The following is a 19,951-nucleotide window of genomic DNA, read 5'->3' as shown; positions in this document are numbered from 1 at the left end:
GAACCACGTGCACGCAGGAGCTGCTCCCAAAATGGCTAGCAACAAGCCTATATATAACCGCGTGCTTCTAAAAATTTCAGGCGAAGCGCTTATGGCAGATCGAGAATTTGGCCTTGATACTGATATGGTTTCGCAAGTAGCAGCCGAGATAAAATCTGTCATCGCCCTTGGTGTAGAAGTTTGCCTCGTTATAGGCGGCGGTAACATTTTTAGGGGAGTTTCTGGGGCCGCAGGAGGTATGGAACGGGCCTCTGCTGATTACATGGGGATGCTTGCAACAGTGATGAATGCGTTAGCTGTTCAAAGTGCTCTTGAATTGGATGGTGTGCAAACGCGGGTGCAATCTGCAATACCCATGAATGCAGTATGTGAGCCTTATGTTCGTCGACGTGCTGCACGACACATGGAAAAAGGCAGGGTTGTTATATTTGCAGCCGGCACCGGTAATCCATACTTCACCACTGATACAGCTGCTGCATTACGCGCTTCAGAGATGGAATGCGGCGCTTTGCTCAAAGCTACTAAGGTCGACGGGGTATACGAGGCTGACCCTATACTTGATCCGGATGCAAAACGTTATGATACACTTAGTTATATGGATGTGTTGTCGCGTGACCTTAAAGTTATGGACGCTTCTGCAATATCATTAGCGCGGGAGAATTTGATACCAATAATTGTTTTTTCAATTAATGAGAAAGATGGGTTTGCGAATGTTATTAAGGGTAATGGTCGTTTTACGCTGATTTCTTGAGCGAGGGGAAACTATGGCTGACAATGGTTTTGATATTGCAGATTTCGGGAGGCGCATGGATGGCGCTCTGAGTGCGCTTGGGAGAGAATTCGGTGGCTTGAGGACGGGCCGAGCAAGCACGGCTTTGCTTGAACCCCTCAGAGTGGATGCTTACGGAAGTAAAATGCCAATAGATCAGGTAGGTACAATTAATATTCCCGAGGCGCGCCTCCTTACTGTTCAGGTGTGGGATAAAAGTATGGTTGGTGCCGTAGAAAAATGTATAAGAGAATCTGATCTCGGCCTTAACCCGCAAACTGAAGGACAATTGATCCGTATAGCCATCCCTGATTTAAGTGAGGAGAGGCGTTTAGAAATTAAGAAGATTGCTGCCAAGTATGCTGAACAAGCACGTATTGCCGTAAGAAATGTGCGTCGTGATGGAATGGATGATCTTAAAAAGTTAGAAAAGGATGGTGCCATGTCACAAGATGATCAGCGCATATTGTCTGATGAACTGCAAGAAATGACCAATAAGCACGTTAAGAAAATAGATGAAGCGCTTGCCCAAAAAGAAGCAGAGATCATGCAAGTTTAGGATTTGCCTATAGTCATGGATGAAGGATTGAAAAACACTCCCAAGCACGTCGCGATAGTAATGGATGGCAATGGTCGTTGGGCAAAAGCGCGTAATTTGCCCCGGCTTGAGGGGCACCGGAAAGGAGTGGAGGCAGCACGGCAAGCAGTAAAATATGCCTCTGACACTGGTGTTGAGTTTTTGACCCTATTTAGTTTTTCATCGGAAAATTGGAATCGATCACCGCGAGAGATCAATGATTTAATGGGGCTCCTGAGTTGGTACTTACGCTCTGAAACTGCGGAGCTTCACAAAAATAATGTTCGTTTGAAAGTCATAGGGGATAGAGGGCGTCTCACAAATGATATTATTGAGCTTATCGATCATGCTGAGAATACGATGGAAGAAAATTCTGGTCTCACTCTGATTCTCGCCCTTAGTTATGGCGGCCGGCAGGATATAGTATCGGCTGCTCGGGTGCTAGCACGTCAAGTTGCCGATGGGGCACTTGCAAATGAGGCGATTGACGAAGCTCTTTTTGCAAAATATCTGACAACCGGTGGAATCCCTGATCCAGATTTACTGATCCGAACAAGTGGCGAGCAACGGTTAAGCAATTTTCTTATTTGGCAACTAGCCTACACCGAATTTTTATTTTCTGATGTCTTATGGCCCGACTTTCAGGTGAAACACTTTAGGGAAGCTATAGACGAATATCGCCGCAGAGATCGTCGTTATGGCGCAACAATCGACAGTCATTAAAACTCAAAAACTTTTCAGACGGACTGTCTCAGCAATGATGTTGTTAGCCATTGCAGGCCTTGCATTCTGGCTCGGCGGATTAGTGCTGAATTGCTTCCTCTTTTTACTGTCTTCTTTGCTGTTATGGGAGTGGTTCTGCTTAGTTAGTGTGTTCAAAAAGCTTGTACGCTTATTTTTGAGCACAATAACCTCTTTTAGCGTTGTTATAGCTGGCAGTATACTTGCAACAGAACTGCAGGTTGCATTAATCGGCTGTGTGTTGCTTTCTGGTCTGGTTGTTGCCTCATGGAAGCATGGTAGATTTGGTTTTGTAGTCGGATCGGGACCTGCGTTAATAGTAGCAACGATGATGGCTGCTATCTACCTGCGGAAGTTGCCTGAATTCGGATTAGAGACGATTTGTTGGCTAGTTTTGGTTGTTTCAGCGATGGATGTTGGAGGTTACTTTTTTGGTAAAACTATTGGTGGGCCGCGTCTTGCCCCAAATATTAGCCCCAATAAAACCTACTCCGGCCTTCTCGGGGGAATGCTAGCTGGTGGGATTGTAAGCACAGTGGTAGCTCATCTATTAGGAGATGCAGAAATTTTCAGTTTTTTGGCCATAGGGGCTGGGCTAGCATTCGTATCCCAGGCGGGTGACTTGTTAGAATCATCGTGGAAACGATATTTTAATGTTAAAGACTCTAGTTCACTGCTGCCTGGACATGGAGGGTTCTTGGATCGGTTCGATGGGTACTTGACGGCGCTGCCAATCGTAGCGCTAATAACTTTTATATTAGGTAGGAGCCCATTTTTATGGCCGTGAAAAAAGAAGAAGCAGGGGTGGTTGACTCGATTGAGCCACGGCGAGTTACAATATTAGGTTCCACTGGATCCGTAGGCTGTCAAACGGTAGATATTATTCAACGAAATTCTTGCGCGTACAAGGTTGAAGCCCTAACCGCAGGATCAAATGTGAAATTGTTAGCTGCGCAAGCAAAAGAGTTAAAACCATCGTTTGTGGCAATTGCAAATCCGGAAGTTTATAGCGAATTAAAAGATTACTTATCGGGTGAAAATATTGAGATTGCCTCTGGTTCAGAAGCTGTTGTCGAAGCCGCGGCACGAAATGCCGAATGGGTAATGGCGTCCATAGTAGGAGCTGCTGGCCTTAAACCTACATTAGCGGCTGTCGAACGCGGAGCGACGGTAGCATTTGCAAACAAGGAATGCCTGGTCTGTGCCGGTGAACTGATGATGGCGGAAATAGAGCGCTATGGAGCTACCCTCATACCTGTTGACTCAGAGCATAATGCAATTTTTCAAGTTTTTGATTTCAAGAATAAAAAGGGAATTGAGAAACTTATATTAACTGCCTCCGGTGGCCCTTTTCGTGATTGGACAACTAAAAGAATGAGGTGTGCTAGCCCAGCAGAAGCTGTGGCTCATCCTAATTGGGATATGGGAGCAAAGATATCAGTAGACTCTGCCACAATGATGAACAAAGGGCTTGAGGTAATCGAAGCCTTCCATCTTTTTGGTCTTCCCGAAGACCGAATTGATGTTGTAGTCCATCCGCAGTCGGTCATACATAGTATGGTTTCCTATGTTGATGGGTCGGTCCTTGCCCAGCTTGGTACGCCAGACATGCGCACCCCAATAGCTTACGCCCTTGGTTTTCCAGACCGTGTTGAGACACCTTGTGATCGTCTTAACTGGCAGAAACTTATGACCCTAACATTTGAGGCGCCCGACCCCGAGAGGTTCCCTGCACTCAGAATTGCTCGTGAGGTACTCAAAGAGGGCGGAAGCGCTCCTATTGTTATGAATGCTGCCAATGAAATCGCCGTCGCCCACTTTCTTCAAAAGGAGATTGGTTTCATGGATATTCCTGCTGTTGTAGAAAATGCGCTTGCCAATTTTGATCATCGGCGACCAAAATCCTTGTCAGAAGTTGATGTGCTTGATAGTGAGGCCAGACGGGTTGCAACCGCAATAATGACCACTATGTCTATAGGTGGCAGGTAAAGAGAATGTGATGGAATTTCTTTATACTTATATACTTCCGTTTTTGGTACTTCTCACGATACTAGTTTTCGTTCACGAGCTTGGCCATTACTTAGTGGCAAAACGTAACGGAGTAAGGATCGAGGTTTTTTCAGTTGGGTTCGGGCCAGAGCTGTTCGGCTGGACTGACAAAACACTGACACGCTGGAAATTCAGTATTATTCCGCTGGGTGGCTATGTTAAAATGTTTGGTGAGGGTGGCCATACAGGCGGGGGGAATTCTAATAATCCGCTCACCGATGAGCAAAAAAAATATTCGTTTTCACATAAAACATTGGGCCAACGTGCCGCAATTGTGTTTGCTGGCCCCGCCGCAAATTTTTTATTTGCAATTGTTATTTTGGTTGCTTTGTTCATGAGCGTTGGACAGCCGTATACGCCAGCTGAGGTAGGCTCTGTAAAGGCCAAGAGCGCAGCTGAGGCTGCCGGTCTCAAGGTGGGCGATAGGTTTCTTGAAATTAATGGTAATAAAATATATCGCTTTGAGGATGTGCAACAAATAGTGAGATTAGCAGCAGGCGAAAGGTTGCAATTGCTTGTTGATCGGTCTGGTCAAAAAATCCGACTTTATGCCACACCAGAAGCATCAGAGTTGAAAGACAGGTCTGGTAACATCCATAAGATAGGAATGCTCGGGATTAGTCGCCAAGGTGTATCGTACGTGCGGCATGGCCCAAGTAAAGCGGTTTGGCAAGCACTGCGGGAATGCGTTCAGTTAACGCTAGGTACCTTTAAAGCTATTGGTCAGATGGTGCAGGGTACACGTAGCGTCGATGAGCTAGGCGGGCCTGTGCGGATCGGCCAAATGTCTGGTGATTTTGCAAAATCGGGATTTATCGCTTTCGTATGGTTTATGGCCTTACTGTCTATAAACTTAGGGTTGATTAATTTATTTCCTATACCAATGCTGGATGGAGGGCATCTATTTTTTTATGCTGTAGAAGCTATTATACGTAGGCCAATAAATGAGCGCATTCAAGAATATAGTTTTAGAATTGGTATGGCATTGATACTTGGTTTTATGGTTTTTGTTACCTTAAACGACATTAAATCTATATTTAATGTTTGAGTTTACAAGAAAAACGTCCTAATACTTAACAAATTATAGAAGGTTGACTTGCGAGTGTTTAGAGTATTAGGCGCTTCATTATTTGTTGTGGCCACTCTCGGGGCGTTTGCGGAGATTTCGCGTGCGCAAGGAGTAGGGTCATCAACAGTGGCACCAATAATTGTGCCGCCAAATCCGCAAGGTGGGGTAATGCCTTCATCTGAGCCTGTTCCCCGCGCTTCCAAAAGCGTGCCGGTTCCCTCCAAAGTTGGAATAAAAGAAATCATTGTTGAGGGTACTAGGCGGATCGATCCAGCTACTGTCCTGTCATATATGTTAGTAAAGCCTGGGGACTCTTTTTTGCCCGACCCTATCAATCGGTCGCTAAAGAAATTGTACGGCACAGGTCTTTTCCGGGACGTTACCATAAATAAGGAAGGGCCAAATTTGGTAGTTCGTGTGGTCGAGAATCCGGTTATTAATCGCATTGCCTTTGAAGGCAATAAAAAACTTGAAAACGACGCGCTGAATGTAGAAATTCAGCTCCGTCCACGTGTGGTATTCACCAGAACTCGCGTCCAACAGGATGTCGAACGGTTGTTAAAACTATACCGTCGTAGCGGTTACTTCGGTGCGGTAGTTGAACCAAAGGTTATTCAGCTAGAGCAAAACCGAGTTGATCTTGTATTTGAAATAAATGAAGGTTCTGAAACGGGCATTAGTCAAATATCATTCATCGGCAACAAAGAGTTTTCCGATGGAGCGTTGCAAGAAGTTATAATGACGCGCGTTTCAAGATGGTATCGATTTTTTTCCAGTTCAGACACGTATGATCCGGATCGGTTGACCTTTGATCGGGAGTTGCTTAGGAGGTTTTACTTAGAGCATGGTTACGCAGATTTTAGAGTTATATCTGCGGTAGCAGAGCTTGCTCCTGATAGGTCTAACTTTTTTGTCACCTTCACGATTGAAGAGGGAGCGCGTTATAGGTTTGGTTCTATCGATACGGAATCCAAAATTAGTGAGGTAGATCCAAAGGTCCTTAAAACCTCAATTAAGTCGAAAGAGGGAGATTGGTACGACTCTAAGAAAGTTGAAAGAGATGTTGTTAGTATCACTAATGAAGTGGGCAACCGTGGATTCGCTTTCATAAACGTGCGCCCTGTCGTAAATCGTGACAGTAAGAATCGCAAAATTAGCATCACGTATTCTGTGCAAGAGGGGCCGAAAACATTTGTTGAAAGGATTAATATACGCGGCAATACCCGTACTCTCGATCGTGTAATTCGCAGAGAGATGCGGATTGTCGAAGGTGACGCTTTTAACGCAGCGAAGCTACGGCGTTCACGTCAACGCATAAGTAATTTAGGTCATTTCTCGAATACGAAGGTAAATAAAAAGCCGGGCTCTGCAAAGGATAAAACCGTCATAGAAGTAGATGTGGAAGAGCAGTCTACTGGAGAATTAAGTATTGGCGCTGGTTTCTCTACATCGGATGGTCCTCTCGGAGAATTGTCACTTCGTGAACGTAACCTTCTGGGGCGAGGACAGGATTTGGGCGTAAGCGGTCGTATTTCTGCAGTCTCCCAGACCTATAAGCTCTCTTTTACAGAACCGTATTTTTTAGACCGGGAGTTATCTGCGGGCGCTGATATTTTTCGGAATACGCGGGACAGGGCTGACCAAAGTGGATTCGATGAAAAACGGACTGGCGGGACGTTGCGTTCGGGTTATAGCATAACTGAAGAGTGGTCACACAGTATAAAATATCAGCTTGAGCGTCAGGAACTAACTGGAATTCAATCTGATGCATCGCAATTTATAAAAACCCAAGAGGGCGAGAAGCTAAGGTCTGCAATAGGCCATACACTTACATTCGATACGCGAGACAGTCGCCATGAGCCAACAGAGGGTCTTGTTGCTCGCTTGAGCAATAGCTTCGCAGGTTTAGGAGGAGACGTCCGAAATCTGTCTTCGAAAGTAAAAGCGCAATATTATTACCCCTTCGGAAAACAATGGATAGGCAGTGTCTCTGCCGAAGTGGGCCATATTTTCGGTATCGGCCAAGACGTGCGTGTTCTTGACAGATTAGACCTTGGTGGGGACAGTTTTCGCGGGTTCGATACGTCCGGAGTGGGTCCACGAGACAAATCAACAGGTGACGCCTTAGGAGGCCTTACGCGTGCAGTGAGTACTGCAGAACTTAGGTTTCCGCTTGGTCTTCCAGATGAGCTTGGAGTATCGGGTGCGGTTTTCTCGGACATAGGAACGGTATTTGGTACGGAGGAAAATAGTCGTTTAATTCATGACGTCGCGGATCCAAGGATTACGGTTGGATTTGGCATTGGTTGGAAGTCACCCCTCGGGCCGCTCCGAGTTGATTTTGGGTATCCCATTGTGAAGCAGGATTTTGATAAAACTGAGTTCGTTCGCTTTAGTTTTGGAACGAGGTTTTAGTTCGTGAAGACTAAAAGTAATATTCAGGTTTTTATTGCTGCGTCATTGTTATTATTTAGTGGTGCCCTTTCCAGTGCACCGACTGGGGCCAGTTCACAGGCAACAAAGGTTGCAGTTGTTGACCATAAGTTGATAACCAGAGACTCAATGGCAGCCAAAGGTTTGCGTAACTTGATTGAAAAGCGTTATCAACGCTATCAAGCAGAGATTAAAGACGCACAGAATGCTCTAGAAAAAGCCAGTGAGGAATTGAAACTTCAGTCGACTACTTTGGATGCTGAACAGCTTAAAAAACGACGAGCGGAGATACGTCAGCAAGCTACCGAGCTCTCTCGAATTCTGCAGAGTCGCAAAAGCGAATTGGATCAGATATTTAATCGCGGAATGGCGCAAATCGATGACGTTTTAAACAAAATATTAAAAAAAATGGCACAAGAACGCGGTATCAATATGTTCATTAATGCCACAAAGAGCAGACGTATAGTTTTATTTATAGACACAAATCTGGTACTGACAAATGAAGCATTGGAACGATTAGATAAGATGTTGCCCAAAGTTGAGTTAGCGGTATCGCCGCCACCATCTAAAAGGCAGTAAGTTTAGAATTGTGTGGGGTGGGATTTATGAGTAGCAAACCAAGAACGATAGAGCCGTTGGCCGCAAAAAAACCTCAGCATTTAAATATTCAATCAATAATGAGCCTAATTCCGCACCGGTATCCGTTTTTGCTCATAGATAAGGTTGTTGATGTCGTAGGGGACGAGAGTGCTACAGGGATAAAATGTGTGTCAGTTTCGGAACCTTTTTTCCAAGGTCATTTTCCCGGCCAGCCTATTATGCCTGGCGTGCTGATCGTAGAGGCAATGGCTCAAACTGCTGGTGCAATAGTAGTTAACAACCTTCCCACTAGTGAGGGCCAGCCCGGCGTATATTTCATGACGATTGAGAATGCACGTTTTAGGCGTCCAGTTGTGCCGGGTGATACATTGTATTTACATGTTAAAAAAGTACGCCAGAGAGGCAAGGTATGGAAATTTTCCAGTGAGGCAATGGTGGAGGGGCAATTAGCGGCCGAGGCATCTTTCACCGCGATGATCGTAGACGATCGATGACTGTGGAAGTGCACGCTTCTTCGATTATCGAAAAAGGGGCTGAAATAGGCAAAAATGTTAAGATTGGACCGTTTTGCCATATAGGGGCGAGCACTCTACTGGGCGATGACTCCCTTATCCACTCGAATGTTGTGATTCAAGGGCAAACAGAAATAGGCTCAAATACAGAAATCTTTCCCTTTGCGTCCATAGGCCATGCCCCCCAGGACTTAAAATTTATGGGTGAGAAATCCATCTTAAGAATCGGAAACAATAACAAAATACGAGAATACGTAACTATGAGCCCTGGAACAGAGGGTGGGGGAATGGTTACAAGTGTTGGCGATAACTGTTTATTTATGGTTGGGGCTCATGTAGCGCATGATTGCCATGTCGGGAATAATGTAATCATGGCAAATAATGCAACCTTAGCAGGGCATGTTATTCTCGGTGATTTTGCGATTATTGGAGGTTTGTCTGCGGTGCATCAGTTCGTACGTATTGGGCATCACGCCATGGTAGGTGGAATGACTGGTGTGGAATTTGATGTTATTCCATTCGGTCAGGTTCATGGAGACCGAGCCCATCTTTCTGGTCTCAACTTAATTGGATTAAAACGGAGTAATTTTAGTAAAGAAAAAATTAATCGGCTGCGTGCCGCGTATAGAATGCTTTTTGCTGACGAAGGTACAGCCAAGGAACGCGTGAAGGATGTTGCCGAAACCTTCGGGCAAGAATCGGCCGTAATGGAAATAATTGATTTCATTAAAGCGGACTCGCATCGTGGAGTTACCCAGCCTAAGTCTGGCCATGAAACCTAAACTTGGAATTGTTGCAGGTGGGGGGCTTTTGCCACGGCTCGTTGCAGAAACCTGCATTAAGGAAAAACGCCCCTACCATATTTTCGGTATAAAGGATCATGCCGACCCTAATGAGTTAAAAGGCCACCCTTTAGACTGGTGCAGGCTTGGAGCAGCTGGGAAAGCTATCAATCTAATGCATCGCCACAAAATAAAAGAAATTGTAATGACTGGGCCTGTCCGGCGTCCATCGCTCGCAGCAATACGCCCAGACGCGAAGGCACTAAAAGTATTGATGCAAGCCGGGTCGAAAGCTTTTGGGGACGACGGTATTTTGAGTGCAGTCATTGATGTAATCGAGAGTGAGGGAGTTAAGGTTGTTGGTGTTGAAACAATTTTACCATGCCTTAAGCCATCAGAGGGGGTTTTAGGCATCCATAGACCTAACCAAGAGTTGAAGTGCGATATAGAGCGTGGACAAAAAATATTAGCGGCACTCAGCCCATTTGATGTTGGGCAGTCGATAATCATACAACAAGGGATGGTGCTTGGTATTGAGGCTGCAGAGGGTACGGATATGCTCATTAAGCGGTCAGGTTTGTTGCGCCGTGATGGCATAGGTGGTGTCCTGGTGAAGCTGCCGAAAATAGGACAGGATGAGAGGGTAGACCTTCCGACTATTGGCATCAAAACCGTTGAACTTGCCAATTCTGCGGGTCTCTCGGGTATCGCTTTACAGGCAGGTGGAGTGTTGATCGTTGAGCTTACGGAAACTATCTCGTATGCAGATAAAGCTGGCCTTTTCTTGGTTGCTTTACCCAAAAACTCGTAATTGTGATGAGCGCGCATTCCAAAAAGATTTTTCTTATTGCTGGGGAGCCCTCAGGGGATCATATCGGCGCAAGGCTCATAGAAAAAATACGCCAACAGGCCAAGTGTAAGGTGAAATTTATTGGTGTAGGCGGGCCAGAAATGGAGGCCAAGGGCCATTTAAGTATTTTTCCAATGAAAGAATTGAGTGTGATGGGTATTGTGGAGGTGTTGCCGCATTTGCCGCGTATTTTGAGCCGTGTAAGACAAACTGTAAATTCGATCATATCTGAAGACCCTGATATTTTGATAACAATCGACTCTCCAGGATTTTCAAATCAAGTGGCAGCCAGATTGCGTGATCATCGCGCAATAAAAGTCCATTATGTAGCACCAACGGTTTGGGCTTGGCGACCTTGGCGTGTCCACAAATATAAGAAAAATTATGATATGGTCTTGGCATTACTTCCTTTTGAACCGCCTTTTTTTGAAAAGGTTGGATTACCATGTCACTTTGTCGGGCACCCAGTTATAGAATATGGCGCTGATAATGGTAATGGTCCTCTATTTCGGGAGCGTTATGGCATACCTGCTAATGCCATTGTGCTTTGTATCTTACCTGGGTCAAGACAGGGCGAAGTTCGCCGTTTAGCTCCTATTTTTGGGTCTGTGTTGAACATTCTGCTCAAACGTGGATATTCTTTTCATGTTTTTGTTCCAACAGTAGAAACTGTGGCGAAAAGGTTGCCTGACTACGTGAGTGATTGGCCGGTGACGGTAACCGTATTAAGCGATACCAAAGAAAAATACGATCTAATGGCAGCTTCAAACGCAGCAATCGCTGCTTCTGGTACTGTCTCTCTAGAGCTGGCGCTTGCAAAGGTGCCAACTATCATAGCTTACAAAGTAGCATCTATAACCGCTCCCATTTTACGTCTAATGATAAAGGTAAGATTTGCTAATTTAATCAATATAATTCTCAACAAGGAAGTTGTGCCGGAACGATTGCAAGAATATTGTAAACCAGCGATTATTGCTGACGATTTAGAACGCCTTCTTCATGATAGTGAGAAAAAACGACAGATAATAGGTGTAGCTCCCGCTTTGAAAAAATTAGGAGTTGGAGACAAACCGCCGAGTTCTCGCGCAGCCCAGATTATTTTGAAATTATTAGGAGAGAAATAACTGACCTGCTAGAAAGCGGAAAGAGAAAACAAATACTAATTTACCAACGCGGCGCAATAAGTCCCCGACCTTGGGTCGGCGTAGGCCTTAACGCTTATGAATTGGGGTTACAGGGCGTTCAGTAGCTCCTGTATAGAGTTGGCGCGGACGCCCCAACTTCTGTACTGGGTCTTCTATCATCTCGTTCCATTGTGCAATCCAGCCTATCGTCCGGGCTATTGCGAATAAAACTGTAAACATTGTGGTGGGCATTCCGATTGCTTTTAATATTATGCCAGAATAGAAATCCACATTGGGAAATAGCTTTTTTTCTATGAAGTAATCGTCCTTCAGGGCCATTTCTTCTAGTTGCACGGCGATATCCAAAAGAGGCTCATGTTCAATTCCCAGAGCGTCTAATACCTCATGACAGGATTCTTGAAGAACTTTTGCTCGTGGGTCATAATTCTTGTATACTCGATGGCCAAATCCAAACAGTCGGAACTCATCATTTGGATCTTTGGCTTTTTCCACATATTCTGGAATCCTATCAGCGTTGCCTATTTCGGCTAGCATATTTAGCACGGCTTCATTAGCTCCACCGTGTGCTGGGCCCCAGAGCGCGGCAATTCCAGCAGCAACACTGGCAAATGGATTTGCACCGGTCGAACCTGCTAATCGGACCGTCGAAGTGGATGCGTTCTGTTCATGATCCGCGTGCAGGAGAAATATACGGTCCATTGCTTTTGCAATTACGGGATTGACTTTGTACTCTTCAGCAGGGACTGCAAACATCATATGAAGAAAGTTCTCCGCGTAATTGAGATCATTGCGCGGGTATATAAATGGTTGGCCAATGGAGTATTTATATGCCATCGCACCTATGGTAGGCATTTTTGCAACCAATCTGTGTGCGGTTATTGTTCGCTGTTTTGGATCAAGGATGTCAATTGAATCGGGATAAAAAGCCGAAAGAGCTCCTACAACGCCGCACATTATTGCCATTGGATGTGCGCCACGCCGAAACCCGTCGTAAAACTTCTTAAGCTGTTCGTGCACCATAGAATGTTCAGTGATGATGCGCACAAACTCTTTTTTTTGCTTACTATCTGGCAAGTCATCGTTCAAAAGCATATAACAAAGTTCCATGTAGTCACTCTGTTTTGCCAAGTCTTCTATCAAATAACCACGGTGCATAAGAATACCTTGTTCACCGTCAATGAAGGTCATTTTTGACTCGCAGGCCCCTGTGCAGGTGTATCCAGGATCATAAGTAAAATAGCCTGTCTCTTTGTACAGTGCGCCAATATCGAACACCTTTGGGCCAGTTGCTCCCGGTAAAAGGGGAAAATCAACAGTCTTGCCAGTGCTGTGGTCAGTTAATGTGATGTATTCATTTGCGCCGTCCGAGGCCGGTGATTTTGGCATATCAGCCCATCCCTGATTTTGTTCTTTAAAAAACCCTAAATTGACTAGTACAAAGTCCCACGTTTTGAACCCTGCTGCACTGCAGTATAACGTGCTCTGACAAACATCGCAATTACAGTCGAGAGAACAATTTTTACTTTATGGAACGTCATTGGACGTTCCTTAATCGCGTTTGTACCTCTTCACGACCAAGCGCAACAACAACTTCAAAGATACTAGGCGAAGCCAAGGACCCAGTTAAAGCTACGCGCAAGGGTCTCGCAACATCGGCTAGCTTTACTCCGCGGGCATCGGCAAAAGAACGAACACAGGTCTCTGTTCGTTCGAAACTCCAATCTTCAATCTCATTAAGTGTTAAATTGAGCGATCTCAACAATTCTATAGAACTTGGTCCGAGGCAACTTGCAGCCTTTTTATCTTTAACGGGATAAACAGGCGGTATAACTAAAAACAATGCATCATCACACATCTCTTTGAGATTTTTTGCACGCTTTTTAAGAGCCGGAAGTAAAACCAAAAGGCGTTTGACGAATATGTCTTCATTTATATTTTTATGGCATCTAGCAAATTCAAGGATCAATCGAACTAATTTTTCATCACTGCACTCAGAAATGTAATGTTTGTTAACACTGTCGAGGCGATCAAAGTCGAAACGTGATGGTCCCTTATTAATACTGGAAAGTTTGAACCATTTCACAGCATTCTCGGTCGAAATTAATTCATGATCCTTGTGCGACCAACCGAGACGCAGCAAATAATTACGGACGGCTTCAGGCAAATACCCCATCTCTCTGTATGTCTCGACACCAAGCGCTCCATGTCTCTTCGACAACTTCTGACCATCCTGTCCATGTATCAACGGAATATGCGCATATTCTGGAAGTTCCCAACTTAACGCTTGGTACAAATGGTATTGCCGGAATGCATTATTTAGATGATCATCTCCACGTATGACATGCGTTACTCCCATATCGTGATCGTCTACTACGACTGAATGCATGTACGTTGGGCTGCCATCAGATCGTAGAAGAATAAAGTCATCAAGCTCCTCATTGTTCACACTGACTTCGCCCTGGACCTTATCATTAATGGTCGTCACTCCTTCAAGTGGCATCTTAATTCTAACTACCGGTCTTATGTCACTAGGACGGTCAGCTGGATCTCTGTCGCGCCAGCGCCTGTCATATGAATTGGTTGTTCCGGAAGTTCTTGCTTTGGCCCGCATTGCGGATAACTCTTCAGGTGAGCAATAACATCGATAGGCTTTGTTCTCTGCGAGAAGTTTTTCTGCTGCCGCGACATGAAGGTTGCGTCTGCTAGATTGAAAAATTATTTCCCCATCATTTTCTAGCCTTAACCATTTTAAGCTATCTATAATTGCATTGATGGCAGGTTCGGTAGATCGTTTTGCGTCAGTATCTTCTATTCTCAGCTTGTAGTGGCCACCATTATGTCGCGCAAATAGCCAGTTGAATAATGCGGTACGTGCGCCACCAATATGTAGATAGCCGGTAGGTGAGGGAGCAAAGCGGGTTACAACTGTCATTGTGGTTCAAATCAATTAGCAATACTGAAAATAAAATCACATGTTTCTTTTCTAAAACAACCAAAAGCATTCTAACCGTCATAAAGAATGATGTATCGTTGCATGCATTTCACCGGCTAAAATTGTCCAGAATGTAATTTCGCCGGAATACTAATAACTTCTCAGTAACCCGACAAGCTTGCCTTGAACTGTTACTCTATCCGGGCCGAAGATCCGAGTTTCGTAATCTTTATTGGCTGGTTCCAATGCAATTGAATCGCCTTTGCGTCGTAACCGCTTTAGCGTGGCTTCAGTTTCGTCAATGAGGGCAACTACGATGTTCCCGCTTTCCGCGGTGTCGCAGTACTCTATGATGACCGTATCTCCATCAAAAATACCCGCCTCAATCATCGATTCTCCCTCAACTTCTAACGTGTAGTGCTCGCCAGAGGATAGCATCGATGTTGGCACTTCAATTTGAGCAGTCTCGTCGCGAAGCGCCTCAACAGGTGTCCCGGCTGCAATTTTTCCATAGCATGGTAGACTGATGGCGTCTGCTTCAATAAGCGGCATTCCGGGGCGCCCAAATGGTTTATCATTACTGATTACCGTTGGATTAAAACCTTGATGTTTTGGTTTTTCTCCGGGTACATTTTCGGGCAATCTAACGACATCGAGGGCACGCGCCTTGTGGGGTAAGCGGCGTATGAAACCTCGTTCTTCCAAACCGGTAACCAAGCGGTGTATTCCGGATTTGGATTTTAGTTGTAATTTCTCTTTCATTTCGTCGAAAGAGGGCGGAATACCATTCTTAAGAAGACAATCTTGGATATACATCAACAAATCATATTGCTTTCGAGTTAGCATTTCATAACACCCATCTTTACAAACCTATTAAAAATTAAACGGTTCTTGTGTATGCACCAGTAAAAATCCATCCCAACCAAGTATTTAATAAACTTTTACAGTTAAAATAATCGCTAGTGACGAAAAAAACCCGAACAAAACAGAAACTTCCCCATATGTTCTATTAAAGTTCGCGAATCGGGTCAAGTAGAACTTAAGTTTATAAATAGCTTTTTAGTATCCCGCTAGCATCGAAGGCATGCGAAGGATTTTCACTGGGGTTCCGGCAGATATACCAGGTGCCAGCGGTTTTCGAACGATGAAGCAATCGGATCGTGCAAGTGAAACCATCATAGAGCTATCTTGAATAGGAAATGGTGTTACTTGCATTACTCCATTTTTACTTTTGTTTAGTCTGCCGCGTATGTAGTCTTCCCTCTCGCCATTCTTGGGCAGAGACTCAGTCACCTCGACAGTTTCAAGAGCATCGTCGGAAGTTTGCAGGCCAAGTTGTGCTTCGATCGCTGGTTTAAGAAAAATTAAAGCGCAAACCATTGTTGAGACCGGGTTTCCTGGCAGGCCAAGCAGAGGTGTGTCGTTAAAATTACCAAAAATGAGCGGTTTGCCGGGTCTCATCGCAATTTTCCAGAACTCAACATCAAGACCGATTCCGCCAAGAACCTCCTGGATGAGATCGTGATCTCCAACTGATGCTCCACCTGTAGTTACAAGAAGATCAATACCCTTAGCACCTTCGGCTATGCGTGCGAGAGCATTACGATTATCTGGGGCAATTCCCAAAAGGACAGGATCACCGCCAAATGCACGCACTGCAGCGGCAAGGCCAGTAGAATTAGCGCTGACTATTTGATTTGGCCCCAGTGGATCGCCCGGCATCACTATTTCATCACCAGTCGACAATATGCCAATACGCGGTCTCTGTCTGACCATAACCCAGGGAATATTCATGGCTGCTATTAACCCAGCATCTCGAGCCGTGAGTAATTGTCCAGATTTAAGGAGTATATCACCTTCGCTGAAATCAAGGCCAGCAGAACGAATATGCCGTTCTGGTTCTATTTCATTTATAATAACACTATCGCCCTCGACAGTTGTATCCTCTTGGATGACAACAGTGTCAGCGTCTATTGGAACCGGCGCGCCAGTAAAAATACGTACCGCTTCGCCTGAGTTGAGAGTTTCGGAGTAACTTCCGCCAGCATGTGCTGTGCCTACAATTTTTAGAGTAGCAGGCACAGAAGAGACGTCACTTGCGCGTACTGCGTAGCCATCCATCGCTGACACATCGAATGGTGGCTGTGTCCTCCGTGATTTCAATTCTTCAGCGAGGACACGGCCAAATACATCACTTACACTCACCTCTATTGAGGCCGTACGTTCCATCGCTTTTGTGATTTTTGCTCTGGCGTTAGCTACCGTTAACATTATTGAAACTCAAAGTTGCCTGATTGCCCACCAGTTTTGCTAATGAGACGAATGTCCGATATTTGCATGCCTCGGTCGACGGCTTTACACATGTCGTAGATAGTCAGGGTCGCCACGCTGACGGCAGTTAAAGCCTCCATTTCAACTCCCGTCTGGGCTCTTAGGCCACACTTTGCGGTAACCTCGATTGAATTCTTTTCTTTGTGCAGTTTGAAATCAACCGAGATGCTAGTAAGCGCCAACGGATGACAAAGTGGGATAAGTTCATGTGTTTTTTTTGCTGCCATAATACCAGCTAATCGTGCAGTGCTCATAACATCTCCTTTCTTTGCACCGCCAGATTCTATTAATTCTATTGTGTTAGATGCCATATTAATGAAACCACGGGCTATAGCCGTTCTGTGGGTCGTCTTTTTATCAGTCACATCTACCATTGATGCCTTTCCATCATCATTAATGTGCGTCAATTTCGGCATAATTTTCCTCGTCTCCAATTGGCTTTTTTGTTTTCAGTAAACGCAATGTCGCTGCCTCTACATCCTCTTGGCTCATCAGCGACTCTCCGATTAAAAAACAATTTGCACCAGCATCGGACATTCGAGCTAAGTCATCCGGACTAAAAAGTCCACTTTCACTGATTAAAAGCTTATTGGGCCCTATGGATTTCGAAAGCTCGATTGTAGTGTTTATGTCCACGTTCAATGTCTTTAGATTACGATTATTTATCCCAATAAGCGGCGAGGACAGTCTTGCAGCTCGATCGAGCTCAATGGCATTATGAACCTCGACTAAAACTGCCATGCCTAGATCGTGAGCTAATCCCTCAAGCGATATCGCCTCATTATCGCTCAGCGCCGCCATAATTAGCAAAATGCAATCCGCCCCCAGTGATCTCGATTCGTATATTTGAAAAGGATCGAGCATGAAGTCTTTCCGAAGAACGGGCAACTGTGTTGCATTACGAGCATCAATCAAAAACTCATCAGCACCCTGAAAAAAAGGTTTGTCTGTTAGAACTGATAAACACGCGGCTCCGCCTGCTTCATATGCTTTTGCAATGGCCGTAGGGTTAAAGTTTGACCGTATAACCCCTTTACTAGGAGATGCCTTTTTTATTTCCGCAATAAGGCCGTATTTCCCCTCTCTCCGGCGAGCTTTGAGTGCTGCGGTGAAATCCCGCACTGCTAATCCATCCTTGGCCCGGGAAATCATTTCTGACAATGGTATTATTTTTTTTCGGTTTTGAACTTCACCGCGCTTAACTTTACAGATATCTTGTAAAATATCAGGCATCATGATTTGCCCGTATTCATCAATAGTTTCGTTAATGCATCCTTTGCCTTGCTCGAGTCAATTGATTCGGCTGCTATCTCTACACCTTCTTTAAGATTCGCTGCTTTTTCTGCAACAACAAGGGCAGCAGACGAGTTGAAAAGAACAATGTCTCTGTATGGTCCCTTAGCTCCTTCAAGGAGGTCTCTTATTGCTTTTGCATTTTCATCGGGAGATCCTCCCTTTAACTTGTCGATATCCGTAAAGGGTAGGCCTGCGTCGCGCGGGCTAACTTCTAAGGTGCTAATATTACCGTCTGTCAGCTGTGCAATTGCACTTGTGCCCGTTGTTGTAAGTTCATCCATGCCGTCATTGCCATGAACAATCCAGGCCCTTCTAGCGCCAAGACCCGAGAGTGTCTCTGCCATTGGAACTAGCCATTTTAAGTCGTATGTGCCCACCAACAAATACTTTACTGATGCCGGGTTACACATCGGGCCTAAAATATTAAAAATAGTTCTTACACCAATCTCAGCGCGGGTCGGGCCAACGTGTCTCATCGCGCTATGGTAAATAGGGGCCATTAAAAATCCGATTTTTGCGTCAACAATTGATTTTTCTACAAGTTCTTTCTTAGCTTCGAGATCGACTCCCAGCGCAGCGAGAACATCTGCTGCCCCAGAGAGGGACGAGAACGCGCGATTGCCGTGTTTAGCTACTGGAACACCTGTACCCGCCACAACCAAGGCTGTTGCTGTTGATATATTGAAAGTACCGTGCGCATCGCCGCCAGTGCCAACTATGTCTATCGCGTCTATCGGAGCATTCACGTGCTTCATTTTTTTTCTCATTGTCTCAGCCGCACCAATAATCTCTTCGACTGTCTCGCCCCTAAAACGTAATGCAGAGAGGAATGCAGAAATTTGAGCCGGCGTGGCGTCACCGGACATCATAACATCAAAAGCTTTGCTAGCCTCATCCTTGCTTAACGTCTCGTTTTCAAAAACTTTGGTAATATATTCTTTTAGATTTTGCATGAAATGCTTCTCACCTTTGATCGGAAGTCATATCAATGAAATTTTTTAGTAATTTATGTCCATATTCTGTCGCTATGCTTTCCGGATGAAACTGCACACCAATAAGCGGGTGTTCGTTGTGTTCTATTCCCATAATGAGGCCGTTATCAGCTTCTGCAGTAATCTTTAAGCAATCCGGCAACGTCTCACGTTCGATTAATAAAGAATGATAACGGGTTGATTTGAAGGGGGACGGGATGCCAGCAAAAACTCCTATCCCCGTATGGTTCACATCACTAACTTTTCCGTGCATTGGTGCTGGTGCGCGTACAATTTTGGCACCAAACGCCTGCCCTAAGGATTGATGGCCTAGGCAAACCCCTAATACCGGTATGTATCCTGCAGCTTTTCTGATGAGTTCAACACTTATGCCAGCGCTCTCTGGACCACACGGGCCAGGAGATATCACGATACCCTCAGGTTCCAAGTTTAAAGCATCTTTAACTGACAAACTATCATTGCGTTTAACCAAAACTTCAGCGTCTAATTCTCCCATAAAATGAAGCAGATTATACGTAAAGCTGTCATAGTTATCTATTAGAAGAAACATTTTAGATTTTGCTCGTGTTCATTGACATCGTAGGCATGTGTGTACTTTTGTTAAAGACCTAATATGGGGCATTTGAAACGAGAACGCCATTCCCAAACGGACAAAAAAGCCCTCGGACTATTTATCCGGTGGTGGCCGCATAAAGTCCATAAATGTAGACTGCGCTTTTTAAAAAAAACTTGTGAAAAGCTTTTCTTACGAGATAGCCGTGTCATCATTGTGTTCCTGAACCTTTGATGTTTTACCACTATATTTTGGTAAAGCATCAAACCTTTTTGAAAAAAGTCCATTGTCGCTGGCTTAGAGTTTTCGCATTTTTTTTA

Annotated in this window: 20 protein-coding genes; 12 read left to right on the top strand and 8 right to left on the bottom strand. The window is 44.9% G+C overall.

What is annotated here, in order from left to right; all coding sequences use genetic code 11:
• Window positions 1-31 precede the first annotated feature (31 nt).
• Genes pyrH through lpxB form a run of 12 tightly spaced genes read left to right on the top strand, consistent with a single transcriptional unit; the run spans window position 32 to window position 11,506 of the window.
• The gene (gene pyrH, locus VX941_06525; GenBank protein ID MEE2933063.1) at window positions 32-751 is read left to right on the top strand and encodes a UMP kinase; all 720 of its coding nucleotides are present in this window, start codon (window positions 32-34) and stop codon (window positions 749-751) included.
• Window positions 752-764: 13 nt separating this feature from the next.
• Window positions 765-1,328: a ribosome recycling factor gene (frr, locus tag VX941_06520; GenBank protein MEE2933062.1), complete on the top strand. Its 564-nt coding sequence runs from the start codon at window positions 765-767 to the stop codon at window positions 1,326-1,328.
• A 15-nt stretch (window positions 1,329-1,343) separates the two neighbouring features.
• The gene (locus tag VX941_06515; protein ID MEE2933061.1) at window positions 1,344-2,069 is read left to right on the top strand and encodes an isoprenyl transferase; all 726 of its coding nucleotides are present in this window, start codon (window positions 1,344-1,346) and stop codon (window positions 2,067-2,069) included.
• Window positions 2,044-2,874 carry a phosphatidate cytidylyltransferase gene (locus tag VX941_06510; protein ID MEE2933060.1) on the top strand — a complete coding sequence of 277 codons (831 nt, stop codon included), beginning with the start codon at window positions 2,044-2,046 and terminating at the stop codon, window positions 2,872-2,874. The genes VX941_06515 and VX941_06510 overlap by 26 nt, the downstream gene beginning before the upstream one ends.
• On the top strand, window positions 2,865-4,076 hold the full coding sequence (locus VX941_06505) for a 1-deoxy-D-xylulose-5-phosphate reductoisomerase (protein MEE2933059.1): 1,212 nt from the start codon (window positions 2,865-2,867) through the stop codon (window positions 4,074-4,076). Before VX941_06510 ends, VX941_06505 begins: the two co-directional genes overlap by 10 nt.
• Window positions 4,077-4,086: 10 nt before the next feature.
• Entirely contained in the window at window positions 4,087-5,184 is a 1,098-nt protein-coding gene (gene rseP, locus VX941_06500; protein MEE2933058.1) for an RIP metalloprotease RseP, read from the top strand.
• 54 nt (window positions 5,185-5,238) lie between these two features.
• Window positions 5,239-7,620, top strand: a complete 2,382-nt coding sequence (bamA, locus tag VX941_06495) for an outer membrane protein assembly factor BamA (protein MEE2933057.1) — start codon at window positions 5,239-5,241, stop codon at window positions 7,618-7,620.
• Window positions 7,621-7,623: 3 nt separating this feature from the next.
• A complete protein-coding gene (locus VX941_06490; GenBank protein MEE2933056.1) occupies window positions 7,624-8,217 on the top strand; it encodes an OmpH family outer membrane protein in 594 nt (197 codons plus the stop codon).
• Window positions 8,218-8,243: 26 nt separating this feature from the next.
• Window positions 8,244-8,732, top strand: coding sequence for a 3-hydroxyacyl-ACP dehydratase FabZ (gene fabZ, locus VX941_06485; GenBank protein MEE2933055.1), 489 nt, complete (start codon window positions 8,244-8,246; stop codon window positions 8,730-8,732).
• A complete protein-coding gene (lpxA, locus tag VX941_06480; protein ID MEE2933054.1) occupies window positions 8,729-9,532 on the top strand; it encodes an acyl-ACP--UDP-N-acetylglucosamine O-acyltransferase in 804 nt (267 codons plus the stop codon). The genes fabZ and lpxA overlap by 4 nt, the downstream gene beginning before the upstream one ends.
• Window positions 9,495-10,343: a UDP-2,3-diacylglucosamine diphosphatase LpxI gene (gene lpxI / locus VX941_06475; GenBank protein ID MEE2933053.1), complete on the top strand. Its 849-nt coding sequence runs from the start codon at window positions 9,495-9,497 to the stop codon at window positions 10,341-10,343. Before lpxA ends, lpxI begins: the two co-directional genes overlap by 38 nt.
• Window positions 10,344-10,348: 5 nt before the next feature.
• On the top strand, window positions 10,349-11,506 hold the full coding sequence (lpxB, locus tag VX941_06470; protein ID MEE2933052.1) for a lipid-A-disaccharide synthase: 1,158 nt from the start codon (window positions 10,349-10,351) through the stop codon (window positions 11,504-11,506).
• A gap of 87 nt (window positions 11,507-11,593) precedes the next feature.
• Here the strand turns inward: lpxB and gltA are convergent, their stop codons facing one another.
• The 8 genes from gltA to VX941_06430 form a co-directional block, all read right to left on the bottom strand.
• Window positions 11,594-12,913 carry a citrate synthase gene (gene gltA, locus VX941_06465; GenBank protein MEE2933051.1) on the bottom strand — a complete coding sequence of 440 codons (1,320 nt, stop codon included), beginning with the start codon at window positions 12,911-12,913 and terminating at the stop codon, window positions 11,594-11,596.
• A gap of 148 nt (window positions 12,914-13,061) precedes the next feature.
• Window positions 13,062-14,459, bottom strand: coding sequence for a glutamate--tRNA ligase (gene gltX / locus VX941_06460; protein MEE2933050.1), 1,398 nt, complete (start codon window positions 14,457-14,459; stop codon window positions 13,062-13,064).
• A gap of 150 nt (window positions 14,460-14,609) precedes the next feature.
• The gene (lexA, locus tag VX941_06455; protein ID MEE2933049.1) at window positions 14,610-15,305 is read right to left on the bottom strand and encodes a transcriptional repressor LexA; all 696 of its coding nucleotides are present in this window, start codon (window positions 15,303-15,305) and stop codon (window positions 14,610-14,612) included.
• Between the two features lie 213 nt (window positions 15,306-15,518).
• On the bottom strand, window positions 15,519-16,730 hold the full coding sequence (gene glp / locus VX941_06450; GenBank protein MEE2933048.1) for a gephyrin-like molybdotransferase Glp: 1,212 nt from the start codon (window positions 16,728-16,730) through the stop codon (window positions 15,519-15,521).
• On the bottom strand, window positions 16,730-17,206 hold the full coding sequence (moaC, locus tag VX941_06445; protein ID MEE2933047.1) for a cyclic pyranopterin monophosphate synthase MoaC: 477 nt from the start codon (window positions 17,204-17,206) through the stop codon (window positions 16,730-16,732). Before moaC ends, glp begins: the two co-directional genes overlap by 1 nt.
• Window positions 17,184-18,023 carry an indole-3-glycerol phosphate synthase TrpC gene (gene trpC, locus VX941_06440; GenBank protein MEE2933046.1) on the bottom strand — a complete coding sequence of 280 codons (840 nt, stop codon included), beginning with the start codon at window positions 18,021-18,023 and terminating at the stop codon, window positions 17,184-17,186. Before trpC ends, moaC begins: the two co-directional genes overlap by 23 nt.
• Window positions 18,023-19,039: an anthranilate phosphoribosyltransferase gene (gene trpD, locus VX941_06435; protein MEE2933045.1), complete on the bottom strand. Its 1,017-nt coding sequence runs from the start codon at window positions 19,037-19,039 to the stop codon at window positions 18,023-18,025. The genes trpC and trpD overlap by 1 nt, the downstream gene beginning before the upstream one ends.
• Before the next feature lie 10 nt (window positions 19,040-19,049).
• Window positions 19,050-19,628 (bottom strand): aminodeoxychorismate/anthranilate synthase component II, encoded by a 579-nt coding sequence (locus VX941_06430; GenBank protein ID MEE2933044.1) that lies wholly within the window; start codon window positions 19,626-19,628, stop codon window positions 19,050-19,052.
• Window positions 19,629-19,951 lie beyond the last annotated feature (323 nt).

This window comes from Pseudomonadota bacterium (genome assembly GCA_036339585.1).
In the GTDB taxonomy this organism is placed as follows: Bacteria; Pseudomonadota; Alphaproteobacteria; order UBA8366; family UBA8366; genus UBA8366.
This window is presented reverse-complemented; position numbering and strand designations above follow the sequence as displayed.